Genomic DNA, 22,389 nt, shown 5'->3' with positions numbered 1-22,389 from the left:
CGTTACTCATCATGGAACTTTTAATTATTAGCATTCTTGCGTTTGTCAGTGCTTTAGTCACCTCCGTGTTCGGTTTTGGCGCTGGGTTGGTCCTGACTCCTCTGCTCACTTTTATCATGCCGCTAAAAGACGCTCTTGGTATTGGTGCGTTAATCTTTCTGGTGACCTCAGGATCGAAGCTGATCTGGTATTTCAAGGACATTGATTGGAAAATTCACCGCTTCAGTTTTGGTTTATCCCTGATCGGCCTGTTTTCCGGGTTTTATCTGATCAGTGTCATTGATGCTTTCCTGTTAGAAAAAATCTACGCTGTGATGTTGATTTTCTTCGGCATAAAAGCCCTGCTCAATCAAAAAGAGACAACAATCCATCGAGTCCATTGTGGTTATCCAATTCTGGGGGGGCTGTTTTCGGCTCTGGTTCATGGCGGTGGAGTCTTTTTTATCCGTATTTGCCGCGTTTCTGGGCTGGACCGGGTGCAAACTGTGGCAACCGTGGCAGCGATCCATTTTTCGATAAACATATTCAAGGCGCTGTTTTTTACCGGATCAGGTCTGGTCGATGCAAAATATATTGTCACTTTGGCGCCGGCTTACTGTTGCGCCATTATCGGCACGCGGGTTGGCCGGTCCGTGTTAAAAAAACATGTCAATGAACAGATTTTCTCTTATGGCATCGGCACTCTGCTGTTACTGCTATCGGTTAAATATCTTTTCTGATGGGTCACTTCATCATCGCCTTCACCGATGTTCTGTCGGTATCGCTTCAAAAAAACACCATTTTTTAATCTCAATATCAGGTGTTGCTGAGGGTTGCCTGTCCGAACAAAAAATCCATATCATGGCTCTGCCTGCCAATTGTCCAATCGTTCACAATGTTCCTACCTCCTCCCTGTCGAGCGACAAAAACGAAGTTGTAGCTATTGGCACCTTTCGAGTAATTGTCAGCAAAAAAGAATCTATCCTTGACGTCTTGAGATCCTTATCGTTAAAATTATTGATTGGCTTGCTAATTATAAAAAATAGAGTTAAAGCGCTTTGTTTCCGATCATCGTGTGATTTGTCTTTCGATCAAGAAATGTTATTAAAATGAATACTTCTCAGTCCTCAAATATCTTTTATGCACAAACGCGTCACGTACGAAAGTGGACGCAACAACTGCTCCGGCATTTCAAGATTAGTGATAATACTTTTCTTATTATTCTAGCGGTTATTGTTGGTCTGCTCGGGGGGCTGGGAAACTATTTGTTCCGTAAAACGATTGAGCTTATCCATTGGCTTGTTGTTGAACAGAGTCTAGAGTTTTTTGATATTTCTCTTGAACATTGGTCTGTGCAGCGGATTCTGGTGATGTTTCTGCCGGCAATTGGCGGGTTACTGATTATCCCGTTGTGGATTCTTTTCTCTAAGGATCTCAAAGGGGGGTTTGCCGGATTTCTGGTGAAAGTCAATCTCAAGGGAGCAAAGTTGCCGCTGCGACCTCTTTTTACGAAAGGGTTAGGCTCTGCAATCACTCTGGGGGCTGGTGGTAGTGCGGGGCAGGAAGGGCCGATTGCCGTGATTGGTGGCACTATCGGCAGTCAGTTTGGAAAAATGTTCAAGATGAGTGGCAACCGGATTAAAGTCTTGGTTGCCTGTGGCGCTGCAGCCGGTGTTGCTGCGACTTTTAATGCTCCGCTTGCCGGGGTTTTTTTTGCGACAGAAATTGTGCTCCTCTCTTCCTTTGAGGTCGCCAGTTTTACCTCAATAGTCATTGCCAGTGGGATGGCAACGGTTGTCTCCAGAGCCTTGTTGGGGAATGTCTCAGAAGTTGTCACTCCACCTTATGTGCTGGGAAGTTTCTGGGAAATCGGCCTGTATGTTCTCCTTGGGATATTGATCGGGGCCCTAGCCGCTGGGTTTATCCATCTTCACTACAAGATCAAGGATATTGTTGACGCTATAAAGCTCCCCCGGTTGAGCAAGCCGATCTTTGGTGGCTTAGCGGTTGGTATTATTGGTATCGGCTTGCCGCAGGTTTTTGGTAACGGTTATGATTTTGTCGGCGCGGTGTTGTTTGGACATTATACTTGGTACTTGCTGGCCTTATTGGTTATTGCCAAAATGACTGCAACCTCAATCACCCTCGGTTCGGGCTTTCCCGGAGGCTTGTTTGCTCCCTGTTTATTCCTTGGGGCGGCAGCTGGTGGCGCATACGGAGAAATTCTGGAACTGATTTTTCCGGATGCCGGTTTGTCATCCGGATCTTATGCTCTGGTGGGAATGGGTGCTTTCCTGGCGGCGGCAACCCATGCACCGATGACGGCTATATTCCTGTTATTTGAAATTACCGATAGCTACCAGGTTATCGTGCCAATCATGCTAGCTTGCGTCATTGGCACCTCCTTTGCGCGACATTTGAAAAAAGACAGTTTGGAAACGGTCGAACTTACCCGCCTTGGTATTGATCTCGAAGCGGGGAAAGAGCGTAACATCATGAAGAGTCTTTCCGTTGGCGAGGTGATGTCTCACCGGGTTGAAACTGTTCCTGAAAGTATGACTTTAGGCAGCTTTGCCAAATTTATTGAAAAGACCCACCAGACGAACTTTCCTTTGGTTGATGAATTAGGGGAGTTAACAGGAATCATTTCTGTGCAGGATTTTATGGGGGTGGTGTTTGAGAGGGAGTTGATGGATTTGGTTGTCATTAAAGAGCTGGCAACCAATGAAGTTATTACTGTTCACGCGGAAGAAGATCTGGATACGGCAATGCGCAAAATTGGCTACAGGAACATTGAACAGCTCCCAGTCGTTGATCGTGAAACTCACCGGAAGCTGTATGGAATTATTTCCCGTCGCGATATGGTGTCAGCCTACAATCGCGCTTTGATGAGTCGATCCCTGGGGGCCGAAGATGCCTGACTTGCTGCGTGACTTAAACGAGCCGCAGCGGCAGGCAGTCCTGCACGAGGATGGTCCGTTGTTATTACTCGCCGGAGCGGGTTCAGGAAAAACGCGTGCGCTGACCCATCGGGTTGCCTATCTGATTTGTGAGCGTGGCGTACCGGCCTGGCAGATTATGGCTGTGACTTTTACCAACAAGGCCGCAACGGAAATGCGCGAACGTCTCGAAACATTACTGGGAGAAGGTGAACTCCCCTGGATATCAACGTTCCATTCCAGCTGTGCGCGGATCTTGCGTCAGGAGATTCATCATCTCGGCTATGGTCGAGATTTTTCTATCTACGATGATCAGGATCAGTTGCGCCTGTTGCGTGATCTGCTCAAGAGCCGGAATATTTCCGAAAAAGTATTAAAACCCCGGGCCGCAGCCTCTTTTATTGATCGGGCCAAGAATCAAGGTTTACTCCCTGACAGCCTGGATGATATCCGTGCTGATGAGCGCCTTTTGGCTGAACTGTACGGGCAATATCAGCAGCAATTGAAGGCTGCAAATGCCCTTGATTTCGGTGACCTGCTGTTGCTAACCGTGCAACTCTTTGAAGAAGATCAAGCTGTCCGTGAGCGCTGGCAAAGACGTTTTTCGCATCTTTTGATTGATGAATTTCAGGATACCAACCGGGTACAGTATCGCTTGATGCAATTGCTGCTGGGGCCGAACACAAATCTTTGTGTCGTCGGTGACGATGATCAGTCGATCTATCGGTGGCGGGGTGCTGAAATCGGCAATATCCTCGATTTTGATCGTGATTTTTCCGGAGCAAGAATTATCCGCTTAGAGCAGAACTATCGCTCCACCCAAACCATCCTCCAGGCGGCAGGAGGGGTTGTCGGTCATAACAGTGACCGACGGGAAAAAGAACTCTGGACGGATAATCCCTCCGGCGATTTGATCCACATTGAAGCATCCCCTGATGATCTTGATGAAGCCCGCTTTGTTGCAGGAGAAATCGTCCGCTTGCAGGATACAGGGGTTCCTCTGCGGGATATCGCCGTGTTTTATCGAACCAACGCTCAGTCGCGAGCACTGGAAGAGGCCCTGCGCGGCAGTCGGGTCCCCTATGTTATGTTTGGTGGGGTTAAATTTTATTCGCGACAAGAAGTGAAGGATGCTCTCTCCTATATTCGAATTTTGATCAATCCTAACGACTCACTTGCCGCCCGGAGGATTATAAATGTCCCGGCACGAGGGATTGGTAATACCACGGTTGAGCGGATTGCAGCATTTGAAGTGGAGAGTGGCGGGTTTCTATCTGCCTGCCGCATGGCTTTGCAGCGTAACGCTTTAAAAGGGGCCGCGGCCAAAAGGGTCGCAGATTTTTTAACCCTGATCGATGATTTTACCGCGCGCTTGGAACGACTCCCTTATCCACAATTGATGGCAGAACTTATCGACGCCAGTGGCTATGGCCCTATTTTACGGGAGGAGGCGGAACAGGCGTTGACCAACGATGGCCGTCAGGAAGCGAGAGGCCGGCTAGAAAACCTGGAACAATTATTAGCGGGGATGGAAGAACACGCCTCGACAGGCGGTTCTATTCAGGATTATCTTGAGCAGATTGCCCTGATAACCGATCTCGATAAATATGATGGGACACAACAGCGGGTGACCTTGATGACCCTCCATTCGGCCAAAGGTCTCGAGTTCCCGGTGGTGTTTATGACCGGGATGGAAGAGGGATTGTTTCCCCATTCCCGGACTGGTGAGATGGGGGAGGAACTGGCAGAAGAGCGGCGCCTCTGCTATGTTGGCATGACCCGGGCGATGGAGAAACTTTATCTCTCCTATGCGCGGCGACGGCGGGTTTATGGGACCTATCAGTTTAATCCTCCCAGTCGCTTTCTCGCTGAAATCCCGCCGCAACTGGTCACTGATTTTGTCGCCGAGCCTGCGCCGTTACAAGCGTCAGCGGGTGAACATAATCTCGCCTCTTTGGCAGACCTTGTTGCTGGAAGTGAAATGGGGGCAGATGTTGCAGAAAAACCTGTCGCCCCGCAACCTAGGGCTCCACGGAGGGAAGCCGCAGCTCCAGAATCTGACGGCTTGCAATTGGGGGCTCGGGTTCGCCATGTTAAGTTTGGCATCGGAACGGTGCGCCGTATCGAGGGGAGTGGGGATAAACAGAAGGTGTCGGTTTATTTTAATTCGGTCGGATCAAAAAAATTGTTGCTGAAGTTTGCCGGACTGATGCCGGTATAAGAGACTTATGGTGGAGAGAGAAAGACAATTTACCCTGCTCTTGGTGGATGACAACCCAACAAATGTGTTGTTGTTGGTCAAGATTATTGAGTTTGATCTGCCTGAGGTCCGGGTGCTGACGGCTTTTTCCGCAGCGGAAGGCCTGGCTCTAGCTGAACAGGAAAACATTGATGGTGCCTTTATCGATGTGCAAATGCCGCAGATGGATGGACTCGAAATGTGCCGCCAACTGCGTGCAAAACCACGCACCGCGACCATCCCGCTCGTGTTGATGACGGCGCATGTCGCTGCACCCAAAATGCGGGCTGAAGGGCTTGAGGTTGGGGCCTATGATTTTATCTCTCAACCGATTAGCAATATTGAGATGCTGGCGCGGATTAAGGTGATGCTCCGACTGTGTCAAGATGAGCAGCGTGCAACAGAGCAGAGTCAGCAACTGCAGCAACAGATACAGGAGCATAGCGAGCGGTTACGCTGGATCAGTGGTTTGCTGATATCTGGTAATGGTTCTCTGGCGGAGACTGATCAGCAGTTACTTCACCATCTGGCCACTCAACTGCCAGACCCGGCGAACATGGATGAAAAAAAGTTCTTTGAAAAACTGGTGACAGAATTTCCATTACCTTGGCGGCAGACTCTGTTGAAGTTGTCTCTGCTTGACAGCATTCCTCTCCCCTTAGCTAAAAAAATGAGTGAAATAGCTGATGTTGAAGCGGTCTTCGATTATTTAAGTCGGCATCAGCTGGCCTTTACCGAGAAGCTTGACGGGGAAGGTTATCTGTTTCTCCGGCAGGAGATAAAAAACCTTTTACGTCAAAAAGCAAAGGAGGGGCTCAGCGAGAAAGAGCGACAACAAGTCTGCATTCTTGCCGCAGATTGGTATCTCCAGAGGCAAGATTATGCTGCAGCGCTTGGACTTCTGGTTGCTGAAGAGCAGTACACTGCGGTGTCACAGGTGTTCAATCAAGCGGGCTTGCTGCTTCTGAACCACAACTATTCCTTGTGTATCGCCCCGCTGGTTGAAAAAATTCCAGCCAGTGTCGCGGTGACATGTGGTTGGCTGAGTCTATTCAAAGGGATAAACGCCCTGCACCGATTGCTATTTGATGTTGATGACTGGTTAGAGTTAGCATACCGGAAATTTCAAGAAATAAATGATCCCCGTGGACAGCTTCTGACTCTGAGTCAGCAGGTTTATCAGCCTCTATTTTGGGGACGTTCTTTCAACCGCGAGCTCAAGCGTTTAAAGTTATTTCAACTCCTGTTTGCTGAACAGCTTAATGATATGGAACCGGTTGAGCGCCTCAAGGTCGCTTTTTCCCTCGGATTGGCAGAGCTGTATTTTGCTGGTGATCTGACTGCTGTAGAAGAAATTCTCACGATCAACCTGGCTCAAGCACAACAGCTGCAACTGTCAGAACAGCAGATGGAGCTGAATCTGTTGCGATCTATGTATGCCCTGCAACAAGGGCGCTTTCTGGTTGCCCATACGGCATTAGAACACGCGCTGTCTATTCGCTCTGCGTGTGGTTATCTGCTTGTTGACAGCTTATTGTATCTTGTAGCCTGCAGTTTGCTACATGATTCTGGCCAATTGGATGGCCTGCAACGACAACGGCAGGTCCTGTCATCTTGCTGCGGTCATGAGATGCAAAAAAATACGGGGATTTCAGCTCTTTTGAGTTATCAGACTGCATGCCAACTGTTGCTGCAAGGTGAAAAGCAAAAGGCATTAGAGACGGTCGCTGTTGCGCTGCTGGATGGACAAACAGTGAACAACCTGCAGATGCAATCTCAGTTATTACAGCTCAGGGGGTGGTTAAAAGCACTCTCCGATCAGGATCCGTCAGCCCTCTCTGATCTTGAAACTGGATTGCAGTTGCGCAGAGACGTTGGCGGAGGTATTCATTATGTTGAGAACCTGTTGCTTGCCGGGAGCACCTATTTTGCTCTGGGGCAGTTTGAGCGAGCCAGCCAGCTATTGACCGAGGGGCTGGCAACGTCGAAAAAGTATAAAGAGGAGCGTTATCGCATCGGCCTGCATGCTTGGTTAGCGGTTGCCCGGGCCCGTTGTGGTGATACTGCTGCAGCCGCAGAACATGTCTGCTGTTTCTATGAATGTTTAAAGCGGCGTCGAGTCCCATTTTTCTTGGGTCTTACTCGCGAATTAACGGATGAATTACTGCCATTAACCAAACTGAATTGGCAGCGAATAGTGCTAGAGACATTGTTGCAAAAGCACTTTCTTACATCGCTCGATGAAAATTACCAGCAGATTCCCCTCCTCAAGGTGAGTTGCCTGGGTAAGTTTCAGTTGTCATTGGGGCAGGAAACCTTTGAACTGAATCAGGTGGGAGTGACGTCAAGACAGATTTTTACCCTCTTGATTATGGCTCCAAACCATAGTTTAAGCATTGAATCGATGATGGGACGATTATGGCCGGAAAGTCCGCAAAATAAAGCCAGAAATAACTTTGACACTGCACATTCACGGCTGCGCAGGGCGATGGAAAAACATTTTGGCCAAAACGTCAAGCGGCATTATCTGATTTTAGAGAAGGGGATGTTGTCACTGCGTCATGCTCAGATTGATACGGTTGAGTTTGTTGCAGCGATCGACTCAGCTCGCTATCATCTGCAGCGGGACAATTTCTGGCAAGTAGAACGTGCCCTCTGGGGGATGGAGCAGTTATGGGGGGGAGAATTTTTGTCAGGTTACGATTTGGATGGCGAACTGCCGTTGCAGCGGGAACGGCTGACCCAGCTGCGCTTGGAGCAGCTCTGTCTGCTTGCTCAGCTATTGCAGCGGAGACAACAGCGAGATGAAGCCATCAAGCTTCTGCATAAGGGGCTGTCCATCGAACCCACTCATGATGGCATCATCAGTCAGTTATTGTTACTCTACCGGCAACAACAGGACTCTCGTGCGGTTGGATTGTTGCTGGATAATTACCGTATAGCTCTTCAACGCGAGGAATACGAAGCCGAAGAAATTGCAGAACTTATTGAGGCGTTAGGCGCATAATGGATGGCCACAAAACCATTTTGTGCTTTTTATAACAACATACGAAGGAGAATAGAGAACCATGTCAAGTTGCGAAGGGTGTAGCGATGGCTCCTGCTCGATCAATCAGCAGGGCAATCCGCAGGATGAACAGTTTCAGATGCGTCAGCGGTTGGATAAGCGGATGTGCGGAGTCAAAAATAAAATAGTTGTGATGTCTGGTAAGGGTGGTGTCGGCAAAAGTACCACTGCTGTCAATCTGGCTTTGGCTCTGGTGAAACAAGGGAAGAAGGTTGGCTTGCTGGATATTGATATTCACGGACCAAGTATCCCGAAGATGCTGGGTTTGGAAGGTCAGCACCCCAATGCCGATGAAGCGGGTATTTACCCTTTGGAAGCCTTTGGGTTGAAGCTGATGTCGATCGGTTTTCTGCTGGCGTCGACCAGCGAAGCTACAATTATGCGTGGACCGATGAAACACGGTGCTATTCAGCAGTTGCTGGCGGATGTTGTCTGGGGTGACCTTGACTATCTGTTGCTGGACTGTCCTCCTGGGACCGGTGATGAGCCTCTGAGTGCCGTCCAACTCCTGGGTGCAGGGTCAGCTGCAGTGGTGGTCACCACGCCGCAAGATGTCGCGCTGACAGATGTTGAAAAATCGATCAGTTTCTGTCGCGAGTTAAAGTTGCCAGTTGTCGGGTTGGTTGAAAACATGAGTGGTTTTATCTGTCCACACTGCGGCGAGCGTTCAGATATCTTCAAAAGTGGCGGTGCCAAGGTTCTGGCAGAAAAAACCTCGATCTCTTTGTTAGCACAGGTTCCTTTTGAGCCTTTGGTTGTTATTGGCGGTGATGCCGGGAAGCCGCATATCCTTGAGTACCCGGAATCGGCTACCAGTGTGACATTGCAGCAAGTTGCAAGTGCGGTCATAGCTGCAAGTGACAAAGAATAGACCATGATAACTGTTGAGGATTGGATATGAAAATCAGCCAAAACGATGTGGAACATGTTGCCCGGTTGGCTCGCTTGTCTCTTGAGCCCGATGAGTTGCAGACGATGACCCGTCAGATGGATGTCATGCTTGGCTATGTTGAAAAATTGAACGAGCTTGATACCACCGGGATTGAACCAATGGCACATGCTGTGCCGATGTCGAACGCATTCCGTAAGGATGAGAGCCAACCAGTTATCGGTATTGAACGGGCTCTGCAAAATGCTCCTGCTTCCGGGGAGAATTGTTTTAAGGTCCCCAAGGTCATCGAATAGTCGATGACTACAAGTCAGAGAGTCGCTTTATTAATAGAAACTTCCTGCTGGTAGTTCTGGAGTATTTATGAAGTTCCAAAATTTAACGATCCAAGAGATGCGTCAAAAGTTGAAGTCTGGCGATCTGACCTCAGTCGAATTAACCCGGGCCTGTTTGGCCCGGATTAAAGCCACTGATAGCCAACTGAATGCTTTTATTACTGTTTGTGAGGAAGAGGCGTTGGCCGCAGCAGCTATCGCGGACCAACAATTGGCGGCTGGGAACGCGGAGTTATTGACCGGAATTCCTGTTGCCGTGAAAGATATCTTTAACACCCTGGACGTGCGTACCACCTGTGGTTCAAAGATTCTCGATAATTATGTTTCACCTTATGACGCAACGGCCATTGTCAAGCTGCGGCAACAAGGGGCGGTTATTGTCGGCAAGTTGAACATGGATGAGTTTGCTATGGGGAGTTCCAGTGAGAACAGTGCTGCTGGAGCTGTCCGTAACCCTTGGGATCAAGAGCGGGTGCCCGGAGGCTCATCCGGTGGGAGTGCCGCTGCGGTGGCTGCCGGTCAGGTGGTCGCGACTCTGGGGACCGATACCGGTGGTTCAGTGCGCCAACCGGCGTCTCACTGCGGCGTCGTTGGTCTCAAACCAACCTACGGACGGGTTTCCCGTTATGGTGTGATCGCGTTTGCATCCTCTCTGGATCAGGTCGGTCCTGTGGCAGGCAATGTCGAGGATTGTGCCCTCATGCTTGGAGCAGTTGCCGGTTATGATCCCGCAGATTCAACCTCGGTTGACTGTCCGGTTCCCGATTATCTGGAGAACTTGCAAGAGGGTGTCGCCGGGAAAAAGATTGGTCTGCCTAAAGAGTATTTCATCGACGGGTTGGACGCCGATATCAAACAGGCTGTCGACGCCGCAATCGCAACCTATCGTCAGCTTGGTGCCGAAATCGTCGAAGTCACTCTTCCCCATACCGATTATTCCGTTGCCTGTTATTATCTCATTGCCATGGCGGAGGCCTCAAGCAATCTGGCACGCTATGACGGTGTCCGCTTCGGTGTCCGAAAAGATAATGGTGAAGGTTTGATCGGGATGTACCAACAGACTCGCTCTGCCGGTTTTGGTGATGAAGTGAAGCGGCGTATTATGCTGGGGACGTATGCCCTGTCTTCCGGTTATTACGATGCCTATTATCTGAAGGCGCAAAAAGTACGAACTTTGATCCGTCAGGATTTTCAAAACGTTTTTGAACAGGTTGATTTTCTCCTGACTCCGGTTGCCCCGACCCCGGCATTTAAAATTGGTGAAAAAGTCGATGATCCTCTGCAGATGTATCTGTCCGATATTTTCACAATACCGACCAATCTGGCCGGGACCTGTGGGCTGAGTCTCCCCTGTGGTTTCAGCCAGGAAGGGTTGCCAATCGGTCTACAATTGATCGGAAAACCGTTTGCCGAAGCAGAAATTCTCCAAGCGGCTTATGCTTTTGAACAGGCGACTGACTGGGCGAACAAGGTTCCCACGTTATAGGTGGATGTGTCGGTGCAAATTTTGGATTTGCCCTGCCGTCAGAAGAAAATGGGTGAATATGAGGTTCACCCCTATGGATTATTCAACAGGATCCCAAAATGAATTCAAGATATGAAGTTGTCATCGGCCTGGAAGTTCATGTGCAGCTGACAACCAAAACGAAAATTTTTTGTGGTTGCTCTACGGAGTTCGGACAGACCCCCAACAGTCAGACTTGTCCGGTATGCCTCGGTCTGCCTGGTGCGCTCCCCGTCCTCAATCAGCAGGTCGTTGATGATGCGATAAAAGCGGGACTGGCAACCAATTGCCAGATCGCTCCCCACTCCATCTTCGCCCGGAAAAACTACTTTTATCCCGATCTGCCCAAAGGGTATCAGATCTCTCAATTTGAGTTGCCAATCTGTGAGCATGGTTGGATGGATATTGAAACCGAAGAGCTGGGGAAAAAGCGAATCGGGATCACCCGTATTCATATGGAAGAGGATGCCGGAAAGCTGCTTCACAATGAAGGCAGTAGCTCATTTGTTGATTTGAACCGGGCCTGCACGCCATTGTTAGAGGTCGTCTCAGAACCCGATATGCGCAGCTCGGATGAGGCCATTGCGTACCTGAAACAGCTCCACCAGATAGTCGTTTATCTCGGCATCTGTGATGGCAACCTTGAAGAGGGGTCGTTCCGCTGTGATGCCAACGTCTCGATCCGTCCCTGGGGACAGAAAGAGTTAGGCACCCGCTCAGAGTTGAAAAATCTGAACTCGTTCCGCTTTATCAAACAGGCGATTGAGTATGAAGTGGAACGGCAGATTGATGTGATTGATGCCGGTGAGGAAGTGGTGCAGGAAACGCGGCTGTTTGATCCTGATGCCGGGGTCAGTCGTTCCATGCGCGGTAAAGAAGAAGCCCATGACTATCGCTACTTTCCCGACCCGGACTTATTACCGCTGCAAGTCTCCGACGAATGGGTCGAGAAGGTCCGTAGCTGTCTGCCTGAATTGCCGGGAGTCAAGTTGCAGCGTTATCAGGATGAAATGGGGCTGCCAGCCTATGACGCCGGGGTTATTTCTTCCGAGCGTCCTCTGGCGGAGTATTTTGAAGCCTTGGTCGGTCGCTATGATAAACCCAAAATTTGCTCCAATTGGGTGATGGGTGAAGTCCTTGGCGCTTTAAAAGAGCACAATCTGACCATCGATCAATGTCCGGTAACACCCGAATTACTCGCGGGAATTTTACAGCGTATCGATGACGCAACAATCTCCGGGAAAATTGCCAAGACGGTTTTTGAAGAGGTCTGGAACAGTGGCAAAACTGCCGATGAGGTCATTGCCGAAAAAGGTTTGAAACAGGTGACCGATACCGGAGCTATTGAGAGCATCGTTAACGAGGTGATTGCTGCCAATCCTTCCCAGGTTGCGGAATATCTCGGGGGGAAAGAGAAGATGCTGGGATTCTTTGTCGGCCAGGTGATGAAGGCCAGTAAAGGGAAGGCGAACCCAGGAATGGTCAATCAGTTACTGAAAAAGAAACTTGTCTGAACCTAGATGTGCAGCTTGTTGCGTCCTGTCGGTAAGATCCAAAGTGGGACGCAACGAACTGCGCTCTACGAAGTTAGATCCTGAACTCTGTTGGAGCTGTGAACATGTCGACCTGTCCTATTGATGATCGTGTTATCCGTCCTATCCGCTTTATCGCCGGTCAATGCCAGATGATTGACCAACGCTTACTGCCGGTAGAGGAAGTCTGGCTGACCTATACAACCTATCAGGAGGTCGCCGAAGCGATTCGGACGATGGTGGTTCGTGGTGCTCCAGCGATTGGTGTGGCCGCAGCTATCGGGGCCTGGTTTGGTGCGCGGGATATTGAAACGGAATCCAGTTGGGATTTCTTTCAGGAGTTTGAGAAGGTTTGTGCTGTTCTGGCGGCAACCCGTCCAACAGCGGTCAATCTGTTTTGGGCCCTTGAACGGATGAAGCACTTTGCCCAATCGAATCTTGACCGCAGCGTCATGGAGCTGAAGATCGGCCTAGAATATGAGGCTTTGGCGATCACTCAGGAAGATGAAAAAATCAATCGTCAAATGGGGCAACAGGGTGAATCTTTGCTTGCTGATGGCGCTCGGGTTCTCACTCATTGTAACGCCGGAGCGCTGGCAACAGCTGCTTACGGGACGGCCTTAGGGGTGATTCGGGCAGCGGTTGAGGCGGGGAAAAAAATCTCTGTGATTGCCGATGAAACCCGCCCTTTTCTTCAGGGGGCAAGACTGACCGCTTGGGAGCTGCAAAAAGACAATATCCCGGTGACGTTGATCTGTGACAACATGGCAGGCTATCTGATGAGTCAGGGTGAGATCGACTGTGTCATCGTTGGCGCTGACCGGATTGCTGCCAATGGGGATGTCGCCAATAAAATCGGTACTTACACTGTGGCCGTATTGGCTAAAGAGCACAATATTCCCTTCTATGTTGCCGCACCGGTTTCAACCATTGATCTGAGTCTGAATGATGGCACCCAGATTCCGATTGAAGAGCGGGATGGTCGAGAAATTACTCATTACAAAGACTTACAGCTGGCCCCAGAGGGGATAACTGTGCGCAATCCCGCCTTCGATGTGACCCCGTCACGCCTGATCACAGCGATCATTACGGAGCATGGTGTTATCTCTGGCAACTACCAATCCGGGTTGGAGAAAACCGTCAATCAGCGTTAAAAGGTTTTGCATGGTCCCTGATCAAAATAAGATAAAGACAAAATTGAATTTGCTCGGTGCCGATGATGAAAGTCTGGTCGTCTGGTTGGATCGCTTTCCATTTCTTGAAGGTGAAAAGGCGAAGACCAATCTGCAGTTAATCGATGAGTGGTTACAGAACCGGGACTTGCTGGTTAAAATTTTCACGACGGCGTTAAAGTCGGCCGACCCTGATCGTGCGTTGAATCTCCTCGAACGACTCTTTGATGTTGTGGAAATCGATCAATTAACGTCCCTGTTTAGCGATCCTCTCCGTTGTCACCAGTTGCTGACGGTTCTTGGCGGTTCCCCCTTCCTGGGAGGAATCCTCTGTCGTAATAAATGTTATTTTGAAAAATTGTTCGTTGCTGGCGACATTGACTCTCCCTGTGGGGAGACGAAGATGTTAGCGGATTTACGCAATCTGATCCCTGATAGCGCTAACTTTGTCGAATTGCAGGCGGGCTTACGTTGTTACAAAGCAACGCAGATTCTGCGGATTGGGAGTCGTGACCTTTGTGGTCTGGCGCCACTTACCGAGGTGATGGCGGAACTCTCCGGTCTTGCCGCTGCTTGTTTACAGCGGGCCTACGAAGTCTGCGGCCTGCAACTGCAGCAAGAATATGGACAACCATGGGAAGAGGACGAAGGGGAAAAAGTTCGTATTGCCAGCATGACCATTCTTGGTATGGGAAAACTTGGCGGTCACGAATTGAATTTCTCTTCAGATATCGATCTGATCTACTGTTATTCATCCACCGCCGGTGAAACCACCGGTGGTCGTCGCGGTGAGAAAATCAGTTTACATCGTTATTTTGTCAAACTTGCAGAGTTGTTGACTAAGGCTCTCCATCAGGTCACCGAAGATGGGTTTGTTTTCCGGGTGGATACTGGCTTACGCCCTGATGGCAATAACGGTGATTTAGCCGTCTCTATCAATGGTGCCGAGGCTTATTATGAATCCTGGGGGCAGAGTTGGGAGCGGGCGGCGCTGATAAAAGCACGCCCTGTTGCGGGCGATATTGCTCTGGGAGAAGAACTTCTACATCGAATTAAACCGTTTATCTACAGGCGTTATCTCGATTTTGGTATGATTGAAGATATCAAACTGATGAAACAAAAGATTAATACCAGTTTGAATCGTACTGAAGAAGGGGAATTCAACCTCAAGTTGGGTCGGGGGGGGATCAGAGAAATCGAATTCTTTATTCAAACACAACAATTGGTGAACGCTGGAACCAGACCTGCGTTGCAACATCGGAACTCATTACAAATGTTGCAGCTGTTGCATGACGAAGAATTGATTTCAGCAGAAGATCGACAAGCACTCAGCCATGCCTATCAGTTTTTAAGGACCGTTGAACATCGGATTCAGGTGATCCAAGAACAACAGACCCATTCCCTACCACAGGATCCACGTTGCTTAGAAATTTTATCACGGCGTTGTGGTTATGCTAAGTCTGCTGGATTTTTTGCTGAACTGGAAGGTCATCGGCAAAATGTCAGTAGTATTTTTAAGGATTTGTTCTACTCCGCTGAGGAGGAAGAGGAGGTGGTTCGGCCGGAAGTTGGCTTTATCTTTTCTCGCGAATCTGATCCTGATCTGGTCAAGGATCTGCTAGAAGAGAAAGGTTTTACCAACCCTGATGCGGCCTACGACAGTTTGTTGTTGCTCCGGGATGGCGGACCGGAAAAACGGTTAACCCGGCGGGGCCGGCGGTGTCTGGAAAAGTTGGCGCCACTGCTCATGGGCGAGTTGCTGGGGTCCCCTAATCCTGATCAGGCGTTGAATAATCTTGAGTCTTTTTTGCGGACTATTCGCGCAAGTAGCTCTTTTTACTCGCTGCTTGTCGAAAATCCGGCGATTGTCAAACTCCTGATATCACTCTTTGGGTCCAGCCAGCTGTTGTCGAGAATTTTTATCCAAAGACCCGAACTGTTAGACACTATGGTTGCGCGATCGTATGCTGCCGCCACTAAGGATTACGCAACCTTAAAAGCAGACCTTGGTGAGCAGATGGCTTTGGCCGAAGACTATGAAATGCAGTTGGATGGCTTGCGTCGCTTCCGCAATGAAGAATTTTTGCGTATCGCCCTGAATGATCTCGATGGTCAAGTCCCGCAAGGGGAGGGGGCAATGCAACTCTCCTTGCTTGCAGAAGTCTGTCTGGAGCAAGCATACAAGATGGCCCGACATGAACTCGCTGGCCGTTTTGGTGCCCCGTTTGCGCTAGATCCTGATGCCGAAGAGACCGCGTTTGCCATTGTCGGGATGGGCAAACTCGGGGGATTGGAGCTCAATTATCACTCTGATCTGGACATTATTTTTATCTATGAGGAAGAAGGTGAGACCCGGCCGGTTGCAGAAACCTCTCCCGAGCGGTTTAAGAAAATCAGCAACCGCGAGTACTTTTCTAAACTGGCACAGCGGATTATTACTATTTTGACTTTAGTGACCCGGGAAGGGGCGGTTTATAAAATTGATACCCGCTTGCGCCCATCAGGGAATCAAGGGCCGTTAGTTTCGAGTTTTTCTGCCTTTAAACTTTACCATCGTGAGTCTGCGCAACCTTGGGAACGGCAGGCCATGACCAAAGCCAGGGTTGTCTGTGGGCCAGCAGAATTTTCGGAGCAGCTGCAGAATATTATCACTCGGCTGACATTTGAGCGACCTTTGCCAGATAATTTGCAAAGTGAGATCTACCGCTTAAGACGGCGAATGGAACAAGAAGGTGCTCGTGAAGGTGACGACCATTTCAATATTAAGACCGGACGTGGCGGGATGGTTGATGTCGAGTTTATTACCCAATACCTACAGCTGCTGCATGCTGGAGACATTGAAGGGTTACGGCGACAGAATACGATCAGTTTACTAGAATGCCTGGCCGCTAATGATATTTTGCCGAAGGTTGATGCGGATGTGCTAATTTCAGGTTATAAATTTTTGCGTCGTCTGGAAAACAAGCTGCGTCTTTTATATGATCAGTCGATCAACGAACTGTCTGCTCATAACCGTGGATTCAGAAAGGCTGCTTATAGCTTAGGTTATAATGGCTCTGAACGGGAGCGGGAGCAGGCGTTCCTTGAAGAATATCAGGAACTGACGGGTAAAATTCGTCACCTTTTAGATAAATATCTCAAACCCGAAGCGGTTCTTGATGGAGGGAACTTGCTATGAAGCATAAAATATTGGTTATTGATGACGATCGAGATTTGCGTGACTTTCTCCAGCAGGCCTTTTCCGCCGCCGGTTTTCAGGTGGAAACCGTTGACCGTGGTGCGATTGGTTTACGAAAACTGCTGACAGAGGATTTTCAGCTGGTTTTGATCGATTTGAATATGGCGGAAATTTCCGGACCTAATATCTGCCGGGCACTGCGTAAGCATGATAATACCCGGGATCTGCCTGTGGTGATGGTGACCTCCATTTTTCATAGTCCAGAGCAGATTGCTGAAGCCAAAGAGAATTATGGCGCCGATGGTTTTTTGCTCAAGCCTTTTAATGGTCAGGATCTGCAGAACTTACTGGAGCGGGTGTTCTCATCAGAGGGGGAGTCGAAAAAAGATCCGAAGTCGGAGATTCAGCCCCTTTCTGACTACACGATTCCTTTGCAACTGCAACAGCTTTATCGGGAAAAAGCCACGGGGTTACTGCATCTACAGCGGGGCGATGCAAAAAAAATTATTTACATAAAAGATGGCTATCCCATCTTTGCCCGCTCGAATGTTCTCAGCGAGTGTTTGGGACGAATGTTGGTGGCAGAGGGAATTATTACTCAAGTCGATTGCGATCAGTCTGTGGAACGAAGCACTGAAACAAGACGTCTACAGGGGACCGTTTTGATTGAAATGGGCTTATTGACTCCACATGAGGTACAGGAAGCATTGATTCGACAGGTCACCAACAAGCTCCTCTCTACCTTTGCCTGGAAGAGTGGTACCTGCCAATTTGTTTATGGCAAAGATTTTAAGAAAAACGTGACCAAAATCAAGTTGACTCCGGCCGCTCTTATCATGCAAGGGATCGATCTCTATTGGACTGCAAAACAGCTGGACGATTTTCTTTTTCCTTTCAGCGAAGATTATTTGAAACAGTCCGGCAATCCCCAATATCGCTTTCAAGATATTCAGTTGAGTAAACGGGGTATGGCTATTTTTAACAGTTGCAAGGGAGGGGAGACTCTGGATAGCATTCTTGCGCAGCACCCCCTGGCGCGCCGTGAAATCCAGAAAATATTGGCTGCATTGATGATCTCTGAAATGCTCGATCGAAGTACGACTCCTGACCTTAGTGGCATCGATGATGTCCCCGAACGTGCAGGGACAACCCTGATTGATGAAAAATTACGGCAAAAGATCCTTGGCGATTATAAGCGGATTATGGATGCCGATTATTTTGAGACTTTGGGCCTGAGCCGGCAATGTGGTCCAGGGGAAGTCCGTAAGGCCTATTATCAGTTGGCAAAAGAGTATCACCCTGACCGGTTCCTTGGCAGCGATCTCTCAAATGAGATGCGGACTAAAATCAATGAAATGTTCCAGTATATTACCCAGGCGTATACGGTTCTGAGTGATCCTGACAGCTGCTCTGACTATCTTGATGAACTGGTCAATGGGCCGAAGAAATCGATTGATATCAGTCAAGTTATTGAGGCAGAGACCTGTTATCAGGAAGGGACCGCGCTACTTAAGGTCAGACGTTATAAGGCAGCGGCAAAAGCGTTGCAACGGGCTATCGAGCTGAGCCCGGGAGAATCGGAGTATATGACCTACTTCGCCCTGGCGTTATTCAAGTCAGACCCAGAAAAAGCCGATATCCAGAATCAAGCCGTAGAAGTGTTGCTGACGTCGCGTGAGATCAACCCCGGCTTCGATCTGACCCATCTCTATCTTGGCCAGGTCTATCAAGCTCAGGGAAAAGAACGGCAGGCAGAAAAATCTTTTGAAATGGCGGTTCAAGCCAACCCCTCTTGCACTGAAGCCTTACGGGAGTTGCGGCTGATGAATCTGCGACGTGAACAGGCTCCACAATCAAAAGGCATGTTTAAAAAATTCTTGAAAAAGAAGAGTTGAGATTGGGAAAAAACGGACGATGTTTTTCTTCTTTTTGATAAATGGTTGATGCAGCAAGAAAGCGGATTTCTGACATGGTCAGGAGATAAAAAATGCAACCTTTCTTTGCAAGATTTTCTGGCACTGGTTATATCTGTGCCCACCGTGGAGCACGATCAATCGCCCCTGAGAACACCTCTATGGCGTTTGTAAAAGCCCGCCTCAATGGTGCTCATCTTTATGAGACGGATGTCCACACAACTGCCGATGGAGAACTGGTGTTATTCCATGATCATACCCTTGGGCGGACAACCGATATCTCCACTCACCCTGTACTTTCAGAGCGCAGTTCACGTCCCCTTGCTGAATTTACTTATTCCGAACTGAAAACCTTGGATGCTGGCTCCTGGTTCATCTCCGCTGATCCGTTTGGGACAATCGCCTCAGGCGAGGTTGGCAAAGATGATTTTAGCTCCATCCGGGGGCAGCGTATTCCTCTGCTGCGGGACGCCTTGGCCGACTGTTATCATCATAACTTTCCGCTTAATCTTGAGATTAAAGATCAAACCGGAACGGCTGCTGATCAGACAATTGTTGCACAAGTCATGGAAACGATCGCTGCGACGCAGACCGAATCACTGATTTTGATCTCTTCGTTTAATCACGCTTATTTACGCCAGATCAAGCAACTCAACCCAGCTATTGCGACGGCAGCATTGGTTGAAAAATCCCATCCTGAGTCACTTCTCTCTTACCTTCGTGATCTGGGTGTGGATGCGTATCATCCTGACCAGCTGATTACGGATGCGGAGTTGATTCAACAATTGACAAGCAATGGGATAAAAGTGAATCTGTGGACTGTCAACGACGCAGAAAAAGCCCAGTATTTTATGGCTGCCGGGGCGACTTTTATCTGTACCGATTGGCCACAGCGTCTGGCGGCGCAACGACCATCTTGAATTTCATTTGATTTCATGATAGAAGCACACTCCTACTTTAGATGTCAGTAGAGAGAAACATGAATCTAGAAGAGCAAGATCGGTTCTTTATGCAAGCCGCCTTGAACGAGGCGACAATCGCAGAGAGCTTAAAAGAGGTTCCGATCGGGGCAGTTGTGGTCCAAGGTGGTCAGATTATTGGTCGCGGACACAACTTACGTGAAACCAGTAATGATCCGACCACTCATGCCGAGATCATTGCAATTCAGAGCGCCGCTAAACAGCTTGGCTCCTGGCGCTTGCTTGATTGTACTCTTTATGTCACCTTAGAGCCCTGTGTTATGTGCATGGGGGCGATCATTCTAGCCCGGATACCGTATCTGGTGTTTGGCTGTCGAGATCCTAAGGTCGGAGCCGTTGGTTCAATTTACAATTTCTCTGAAGATGATCGCTTTAATCATCACGTTCAGGTCCGAGAAGGAGTTCTGCAACAGCAGTGCAGTTCTCAGTTGAGTCACTTTTTCAAAAGGCTGCGAGAACAGAAAAAAAACCGTAAGACTAAAAATGAATAAACCCGGAGAGGTGTCCGAGAGGCCGAAGGTGACAGACTCGAAATCTGTTGTGGCGCAAGCCACCTAGGGTTCGAATCCCTACCTCTCCGCCATAATAAAAAAAGGAAGTTAGCTTTTTGGCTAGCTTCCTTTTTTTGGGTTTTATCGCAGCCGTTTTCTATTGTGCGAATTGTAAGACTCGCCATAGAGTTTTGACTCTGCCTGTAAAATAGTTATTGCCACGACCGGAAATCCTAAGGACATTTGAAATCCCCTTTTGGCAGGATATTTGACAGCTAATTGAAAGGCCAGATGTCGGTGAACTAAGATGTGCTCAAAAGATCTAAGTTGTGATAAAGGAAATGCCTCTGGGAGTTCTAAGGGCATTTGCCTAATAACTCACAGTTTTTGTCCTGAAGCATCTGGGTTATCTGCATCAGATCGTGAACTGAACGAGCAAGACGATCCAGTTTGGTGACAACAAAGACGTCACCGTTACGCACATAGGCTAGTGCTTCGTTTAATGCTGGTCTGGTTGTACCTCTCTTACCAGAAACCTTTTCCTCGAAGATTCTGTCACAGTCCACAAGCCTTTCTTTCTGCAGACCCAAATCCTAAGCAGTTGTGCTGACGCGGGCATACCCAACTCTTTGACCAATGACCATGATGTCCTCCTTTCTGCCCGATATGGGCTTGGCAAAGTTTGACAATTGGCAAAGATTGTCATATTCTGATTCTACCAGCTTTAAAGAGGAGAGTATTATGGCAACGATGAATATTTCACTACCGGACCAGATGAGAAGCTTTGTTGAAGAGTGTGTTCAAAGCGGACGCTACGCGAATGCCTCAGACTACGTCAGAGATCTGATCAGACGGGATCATATAAAATTAGAACAATTAAGGCAGGCCTTGATTGAAGGAGAAAACTCTGGATCTTCAACTAGCTTGGATATCGATGTTTTTATTGCAGATAAAAAGAAGTCCCTTTCATTATGATTCAGGTCATTTTATCCCCCAAAGCAAAATCTGATCTGAGTGATATCTGGGAGTACACTCTTTCCGAATGGGGGATTGATCAGGCGGAGAAGTATGTTCGCGAGTTGTGGGCCGCGATGCAAGAGAAGGGGGTTGATCTGTCAACCTCTACTGATATCACTGATGTGAGGAAAGGGTATCGGAAGATCAGATCTGGCTCCCACATTATCTTTTTCAAATTGACCAGTGAGGGGATTGACGTCATCCGCATTATCCATCAAAGAATGGATTTTGAGCGTCACTTGTAAAAAACACCTAGCGACATCACATCCTCAGATCGGTATTGATCTGGGGTTTTCCCTTCAAAAATCAAGAATTTACTTTAGACAATTCTTCCACTGAGACTATCCCTGACTGTAATCGAGAGTTATGGCAGAATACTTGAGAAGGAAAAATCATTTATCGCCTCAACTCTGCTAAGTTTTGATAACGGTCGCGTGACGGTGCAGAAGAGCAACTGAAACACCGGTCGAACAACCCTGAACAGGGTCTTGTTGCAAACAACCAGCTTTCAGTTCTCAACTCTATCAATGACTCTTTGGATATTTAGAAATGTTGATAAGACTATTGCTTTATGTATTTGAAAATAAAATTGACATGATTGAAAATAACAATTTATAGTAGGGTCATTCGGTCAGGTACGGACTAGTAGCTCAGCTGGCAGAGCAGGCGACTCTTAATCGTCAGGTCGTAGGTTCGAAACCTACCTGGTCCACCATAATTAGCTGTCATCTCCCAAAGATGCCGGTTTTTTTAGTGCCGCTGACATCATCATTTCTTGCTGGGGTATCGCCAAGTGGTAAGGCAACGGATTCTGATTCCGTCACCGCAGGTTCGAATCCTGCTACCCCTGCCAATAACATTGAAGGCGCTTACTTTCATGAGTAGCGCCTTTTTTATGGTCTACAGCAAAGAAAGGGGATGGCCGAATTCCCTGCCATGAAAACTGATCAAAATTTCATTTTGTTGGGTCTACACCAAAGAAAGGGGATGGGCAAATATCCCGCCACTTAAACCGATCAAATTTCTATTCTGTTTTAACCGCACAACACTCTAACCTGCAATCGATGATTTCAAAGTTTCTGAATCCGTAGCTCTGCGTTGAATCAATTTCATTTTTCCGGGTCTACACCAAAGAAAGGGGATGGACAAATATC

General features: G+C 48.4%; 16 protein-coding genes and 2 tRNA genes. 17 read left to right on the top strand and 1 reads right to left on the bottom strand.

Features of this window, described 5'->3' with window-relative positions; translation table 11 throughout:
• The first annotated feature begins 11 nt into the window (after window positions 1-11).
• The 14 genes from BLU87_RS15610 to BLU87_RS15545 all read left to right on the top strand — a co-directional run bounded on the left by BLU87_RS15610 (window position 12) and on the right by BLU87_RS15545 (window position 20,310).
• Window positions 12-719, top strand: a complete 708-nt coding sequence (locus BLU87_RS15610; protein WP_092350532.1) for a sulfite exporter TauE/SafE family protein — start codon at window positions 12-14, stop codon at window positions 717-719.
• Between the two features lie 369 nt (window positions 720-1,088).
• Complete coding sequence (locus BLU87_RS15605) at window positions 1,089-2,900, top strand: chloride channel protein (protein ID WP_092350530.1); 1,812 nt, start codon at window positions 1,089-1,091, stop codon at window positions 2,898-2,900.
• Window positions 2,893-5,139: an ATP-dependent helicase gene (locus BLU87_RS15600; protein ID WP_092350528.1), complete on the top strand. Its 2,247-nt coding sequence runs from the start codon at window positions 2,893-2,895 to the stop codon at window positions 5,137-5,139. The genes BLU87_RS15605 and BLU87_RS15600 overlap by 8 nt, the downstream gene beginning before the upstream one ends.
• A 7-nt stretch (window positions 5,140-5,146) precedes the next feature.
• Window positions 5,147-8,164, top strand: a complete 3,018-nt coding sequence (locus BLU87_RS15595; RefSeq protein WP_092350526.1) for a response regulator — start codon at window positions 5,147-5,149, stop codon at window positions 8,162-8,164.
• 61 nt (window positions 8,165-8,225) lie between these two features.
• Window positions 8,226-9,095, top strand: a complete 870-nt coding sequence (locus tag BLU87_RS15590) for an Mrp/NBP35 family ATP-binding protein (RefSeq protein ID WP_092350524.1) — start codon at window positions 8,226-8,228, stop codon at window positions 9,093-9,095.
• Window positions 9,096-9,121: 26 nt separating this feature from the next.
• Window positions 9,122-9,409, top strand: a complete 288-nt coding sequence (gene gatC / locus BLU87_RS15585) for an Asp-tRNA(Asn)/Glu-tRNA(Gln) amidotransferase subunit GatC (protein ID WP_092350522.1) — start codon at window positions 9,122-9,124, stop codon at window positions 9,407-9,409.
• Between the two features lie 67 nt (window positions 9,410-9,476).
• Entirely contained in the window at window positions 9,477-10,934 is a 1,458-nt protein-coding gene (gene gatA, locus BLU87_RS15580; protein ID WP_092350520.1) for an Asp-tRNA(Asn)/Glu-tRNA(Gln) amidotransferase subunit GatA, read from the top strand.
• A gap of 98 nt (window positions 10,935-11,032) precedes the next feature.
• Complete coding sequence (gene gatB / locus BLU87_RS15575) at window positions 11,033-12,466, top strand: Asp-tRNA(Asn)/Glu-tRNA(Gln) amidotransferase subunit GatB (protein ID WP_092350518.1); 1,434 nt, start codon at window positions 11,033-11,035, stop codon at window positions 12,464-12,466.
• Between the two features lie 104 nt (window positions 12,467-12,570).
• Window positions 12,571-13,638 (top strand): S-methyl-5-thioribose-1-phosphate isomerase, encoded by a 1,068-nt coding sequence (gene mtnA, locus BLU87_RS15570; protein WP_092350516.1) that lies wholly within the window; start codon window positions 12,571-12,573, stop codon window positions 13,636-13,638.
• A 10-nt stretch (window positions 13,639-13,648) separates the two neighbouring features.
• Window positions 13,649-16,834 (top strand): bifunctional [glutamate--ammonia ligase]-adenylyl-L-tyrosine phosphorylase/[glutamate--ammonia-ligase] adenylyltransferase, encoded by a 3,186-nt coding sequence (gene glnE / locus BLU87_RS15565; RefSeq protein WP_092350514.1) that lies wholly within the window; start codon window positions 13,649-13,651, stop codon window positions 16,832-16,834.
• Complete coding sequence (locus BLU87_RS15560; protein ID WP_092350512.1) at window positions 16,831-18,729, top strand: response regulator; 1,899 nt, start codon at window positions 16,831-16,833, stop codon at window positions 18,727-18,729. Before glnE ends, BLU87_RS15560 begins: the two co-directional genes overlap by 4 nt.
• Before the next feature lie 92 nt (window positions 18,730-18,821).
• Window positions 18,822-19,667, top strand: coding sequence for a glycerophosphodiester phosphodiesterase (locus tag BLU87_RS15555; RefSeq protein ID WP_092350510.1), 846 nt, complete (start codon window positions 18,822-18,824; stop codon window positions 19,665-19,667).
• Window positions 19,668-19,726: 59 nt separating this feature from the next.
• Window positions 19,727-20,218 (top strand): tRNA adenosine(34) deaminase TadA, encoded by a 492-nt coding sequence (tadA, locus tag BLU87_RS15550; RefSeq protein WP_092350508.1) that lies wholly within the window; start codon window positions 19,727-19,729, stop codon window positions 20,216-20,218.
• A 4-nt stretch (window positions 20,219-20,222) separates the two neighbouring features.
• Window positions 20,223-20,310: transfer RNA gene (locus BLU87_RS15545), tRNA-Ser, on the top strand.
• A gap of 264 nt (window positions 20,311-20,574) precedes the next feature.
• Here the strand turns inward: BLU87_RS15545 and BLU87_RS15540 are convergent.
• Window positions 20,575-20,784, bottom strand: coding sequence for a recombinase family protein (locus tag BLU87_RS15540; RefSeq protein WP_175498430.1), 210 nt, complete (start codon window positions 20,782-20,784; stop codon window positions 20,575-20,577).
• A gap of 175 nt (window positions 20,785-20,959) precedes the next feature.
• Here BLU87_RS15540 and BLU87_RS15535 point away from each other — a divergent pair, with 175 nt between their 5' ends.
• The 3 genes from BLU87_RS15535 (at window position 20,960) to BLU87_RS15525 (ending at window position 21,950) form a co-directional block, all read left to right on the top strand.
• Window positions 20,960-21,193, top strand: coding sequence for a type II toxin-antitoxin system ParD family antitoxin (locus BLU87_RS15535; RefSeq protein WP_092350504.1), 234 nt, complete (start codon window positions 20,960-20,962; stop codon window positions 21,191-21,193).
• Window positions 21,190-21,480 carry a type II toxin-antitoxin system RelE/ParE family toxin gene (locus tag BLU87_RS15530; RefSeq protein WP_092350502.1) on the top strand — a complete coding sequence of 97 codons (291 nt, stop codon included), beginning with the start codon at window positions 21,190-21,192 and terminating at the stop codon, window positions 21,478-21,480. Before BLU87_RS15535 ends, BLU87_RS15530 begins: the two co-directional genes overlap by 4 nt.
• 394 nt (window positions 21,481-21,874) lie before the next feature.
• Window positions 21,875-21,950: transfer RNA gene (locus tag BLU87_RS15525), tRNA-Lys, on the top strand.
• The last annotated feature ends 439 nt before the right edge of the window (window positions 21,951-22,389 follow it).

It is taken from the genome of Desulfuromusa kysingii, assembly GCF_900107645.1.
In the GTDB taxonomy this organism is placed as follows: domain Bacteria; phylum Desulfobacterota; class Desulfuromonadia; order Desulfuromonadales; family Geopsychrobacteraceae; genus Desulfuromusa; species Desulfuromusa kysingii.
The sequence above is the reverse complement of the archived record's forward strand: the minus strand, read 5'-3'. Positions and strand labels throughout refer to the sequence as shown.

What these genes read in the sequence shown, in the direction of transcription:
- BLU87_RS15535 (WP_092350504.1), top strand. Translation starts at nt 20,960, where the DNA reads ATGGCAACGATGAATATTTCACTACCGGACCAGATGAGAAGCTTTGTT.
- mtnA (WP_092350516.1), top strand. Translation starts at nt 12,571, where the DNA reads ATGTCGACCTGTCCTATTGATGATCGTGTTATCCGTCCTATCCGCTTT.
- tadA (WP_092350508.1), top strand. Translation starts at nt 19,727, where the DNA reads ATGAATCTAGAAGAGCAAGATCGGTTCTTTATGCAAGCCGCCTTGAAC.
- BLU87_RS15590 (WP_092350524.1), top strand. Translation starts at nt 8,226, where the DNA reads ATGTCAAGTTGCGAAGGGTGTAGCGATGGCTCCTGCTCGATCAATCAG.
- BLU87_RS15605 (WP_092350530.1), top strand. Translation starts at nt 1,089, where the DNA reads ATGAATACTTCTCAGTCCTCAAATATCTTTTATGCACAAACGCGTCAC.
- BLU87_RS15610 (WP_092350532.1), top strand. Translation starts at nt 12, where the DNA reads ATGGAACTTTTAATTATTAGCATTCTTGCGTTTGTCAGTGCTTTAGTC.
- glnE (WP_092350514.1), top strand. Translation starts at nt 13,649, where the DNA reads ATGGTCCCTGATCAAAATAAGATAAAGACAAAATTGAATTTGCTCGGT.
- BLU87_RS15595 (WP_092350526.1), top strand. Translation starts at nt 5,147, where the DNA reads ATGGTGGAGAGAGAAAGACAATTTACCCTGCTCTTGGTGGATGACAAC.
- gatB (WP_092350518.1), top strand. Translation starts at nt 11,033, where the DNA reads ATGAATTCAAGATATGAAGTTGTCATCGGCCTGGAAGTTCATGTGCAG.
- gatC (WP_092350522.1), top strand. Translation starts at nt 9,122, where the DNA reads ATGAAAATCAGCCAAAACGATGTGGAACATGTTGCCCGGTTGGCTCGC.
- BLU87_RS15600 (WP_092350528.1), top strand. Translation starts at nt 2,893, where the DNA reads ATGCCTGACTTGCTGCGTGACTTAAACGAGCCGCAGCGGCAGGCAGTC.
- BLU87_RS15560 (WP_092350512.1), top strand. Translation starts at nt 16,831, where the DNA reads ATGAAGCATAAAATATTGGTTATTGATGACGATCGAGATTTGCGTGAC.
- BLU87_RS15530 (WP_092350502.1), top strand. Translation starts at nt 21,190, where the DNA reads ATGATTCAGGTCATTTTATCCCCCAAAGCAAAATCTGATCTGAGTGAT.
- BLU87_RS15555 (WP_092350510.1), top strand. Translation starts at nt 18,822, where the DNA reads ATGCAACCTTTCTTTGCAAGATTTTCTGGCACTGGTTATATCTGTGCC.
- gatA (WP_092350520.1), top strand. Translation starts at nt 9,477, where the DNA reads ATGAAGTTCCAAAATTTAACGATCCAAGAGATGCGTCAAAAGTTGAAG.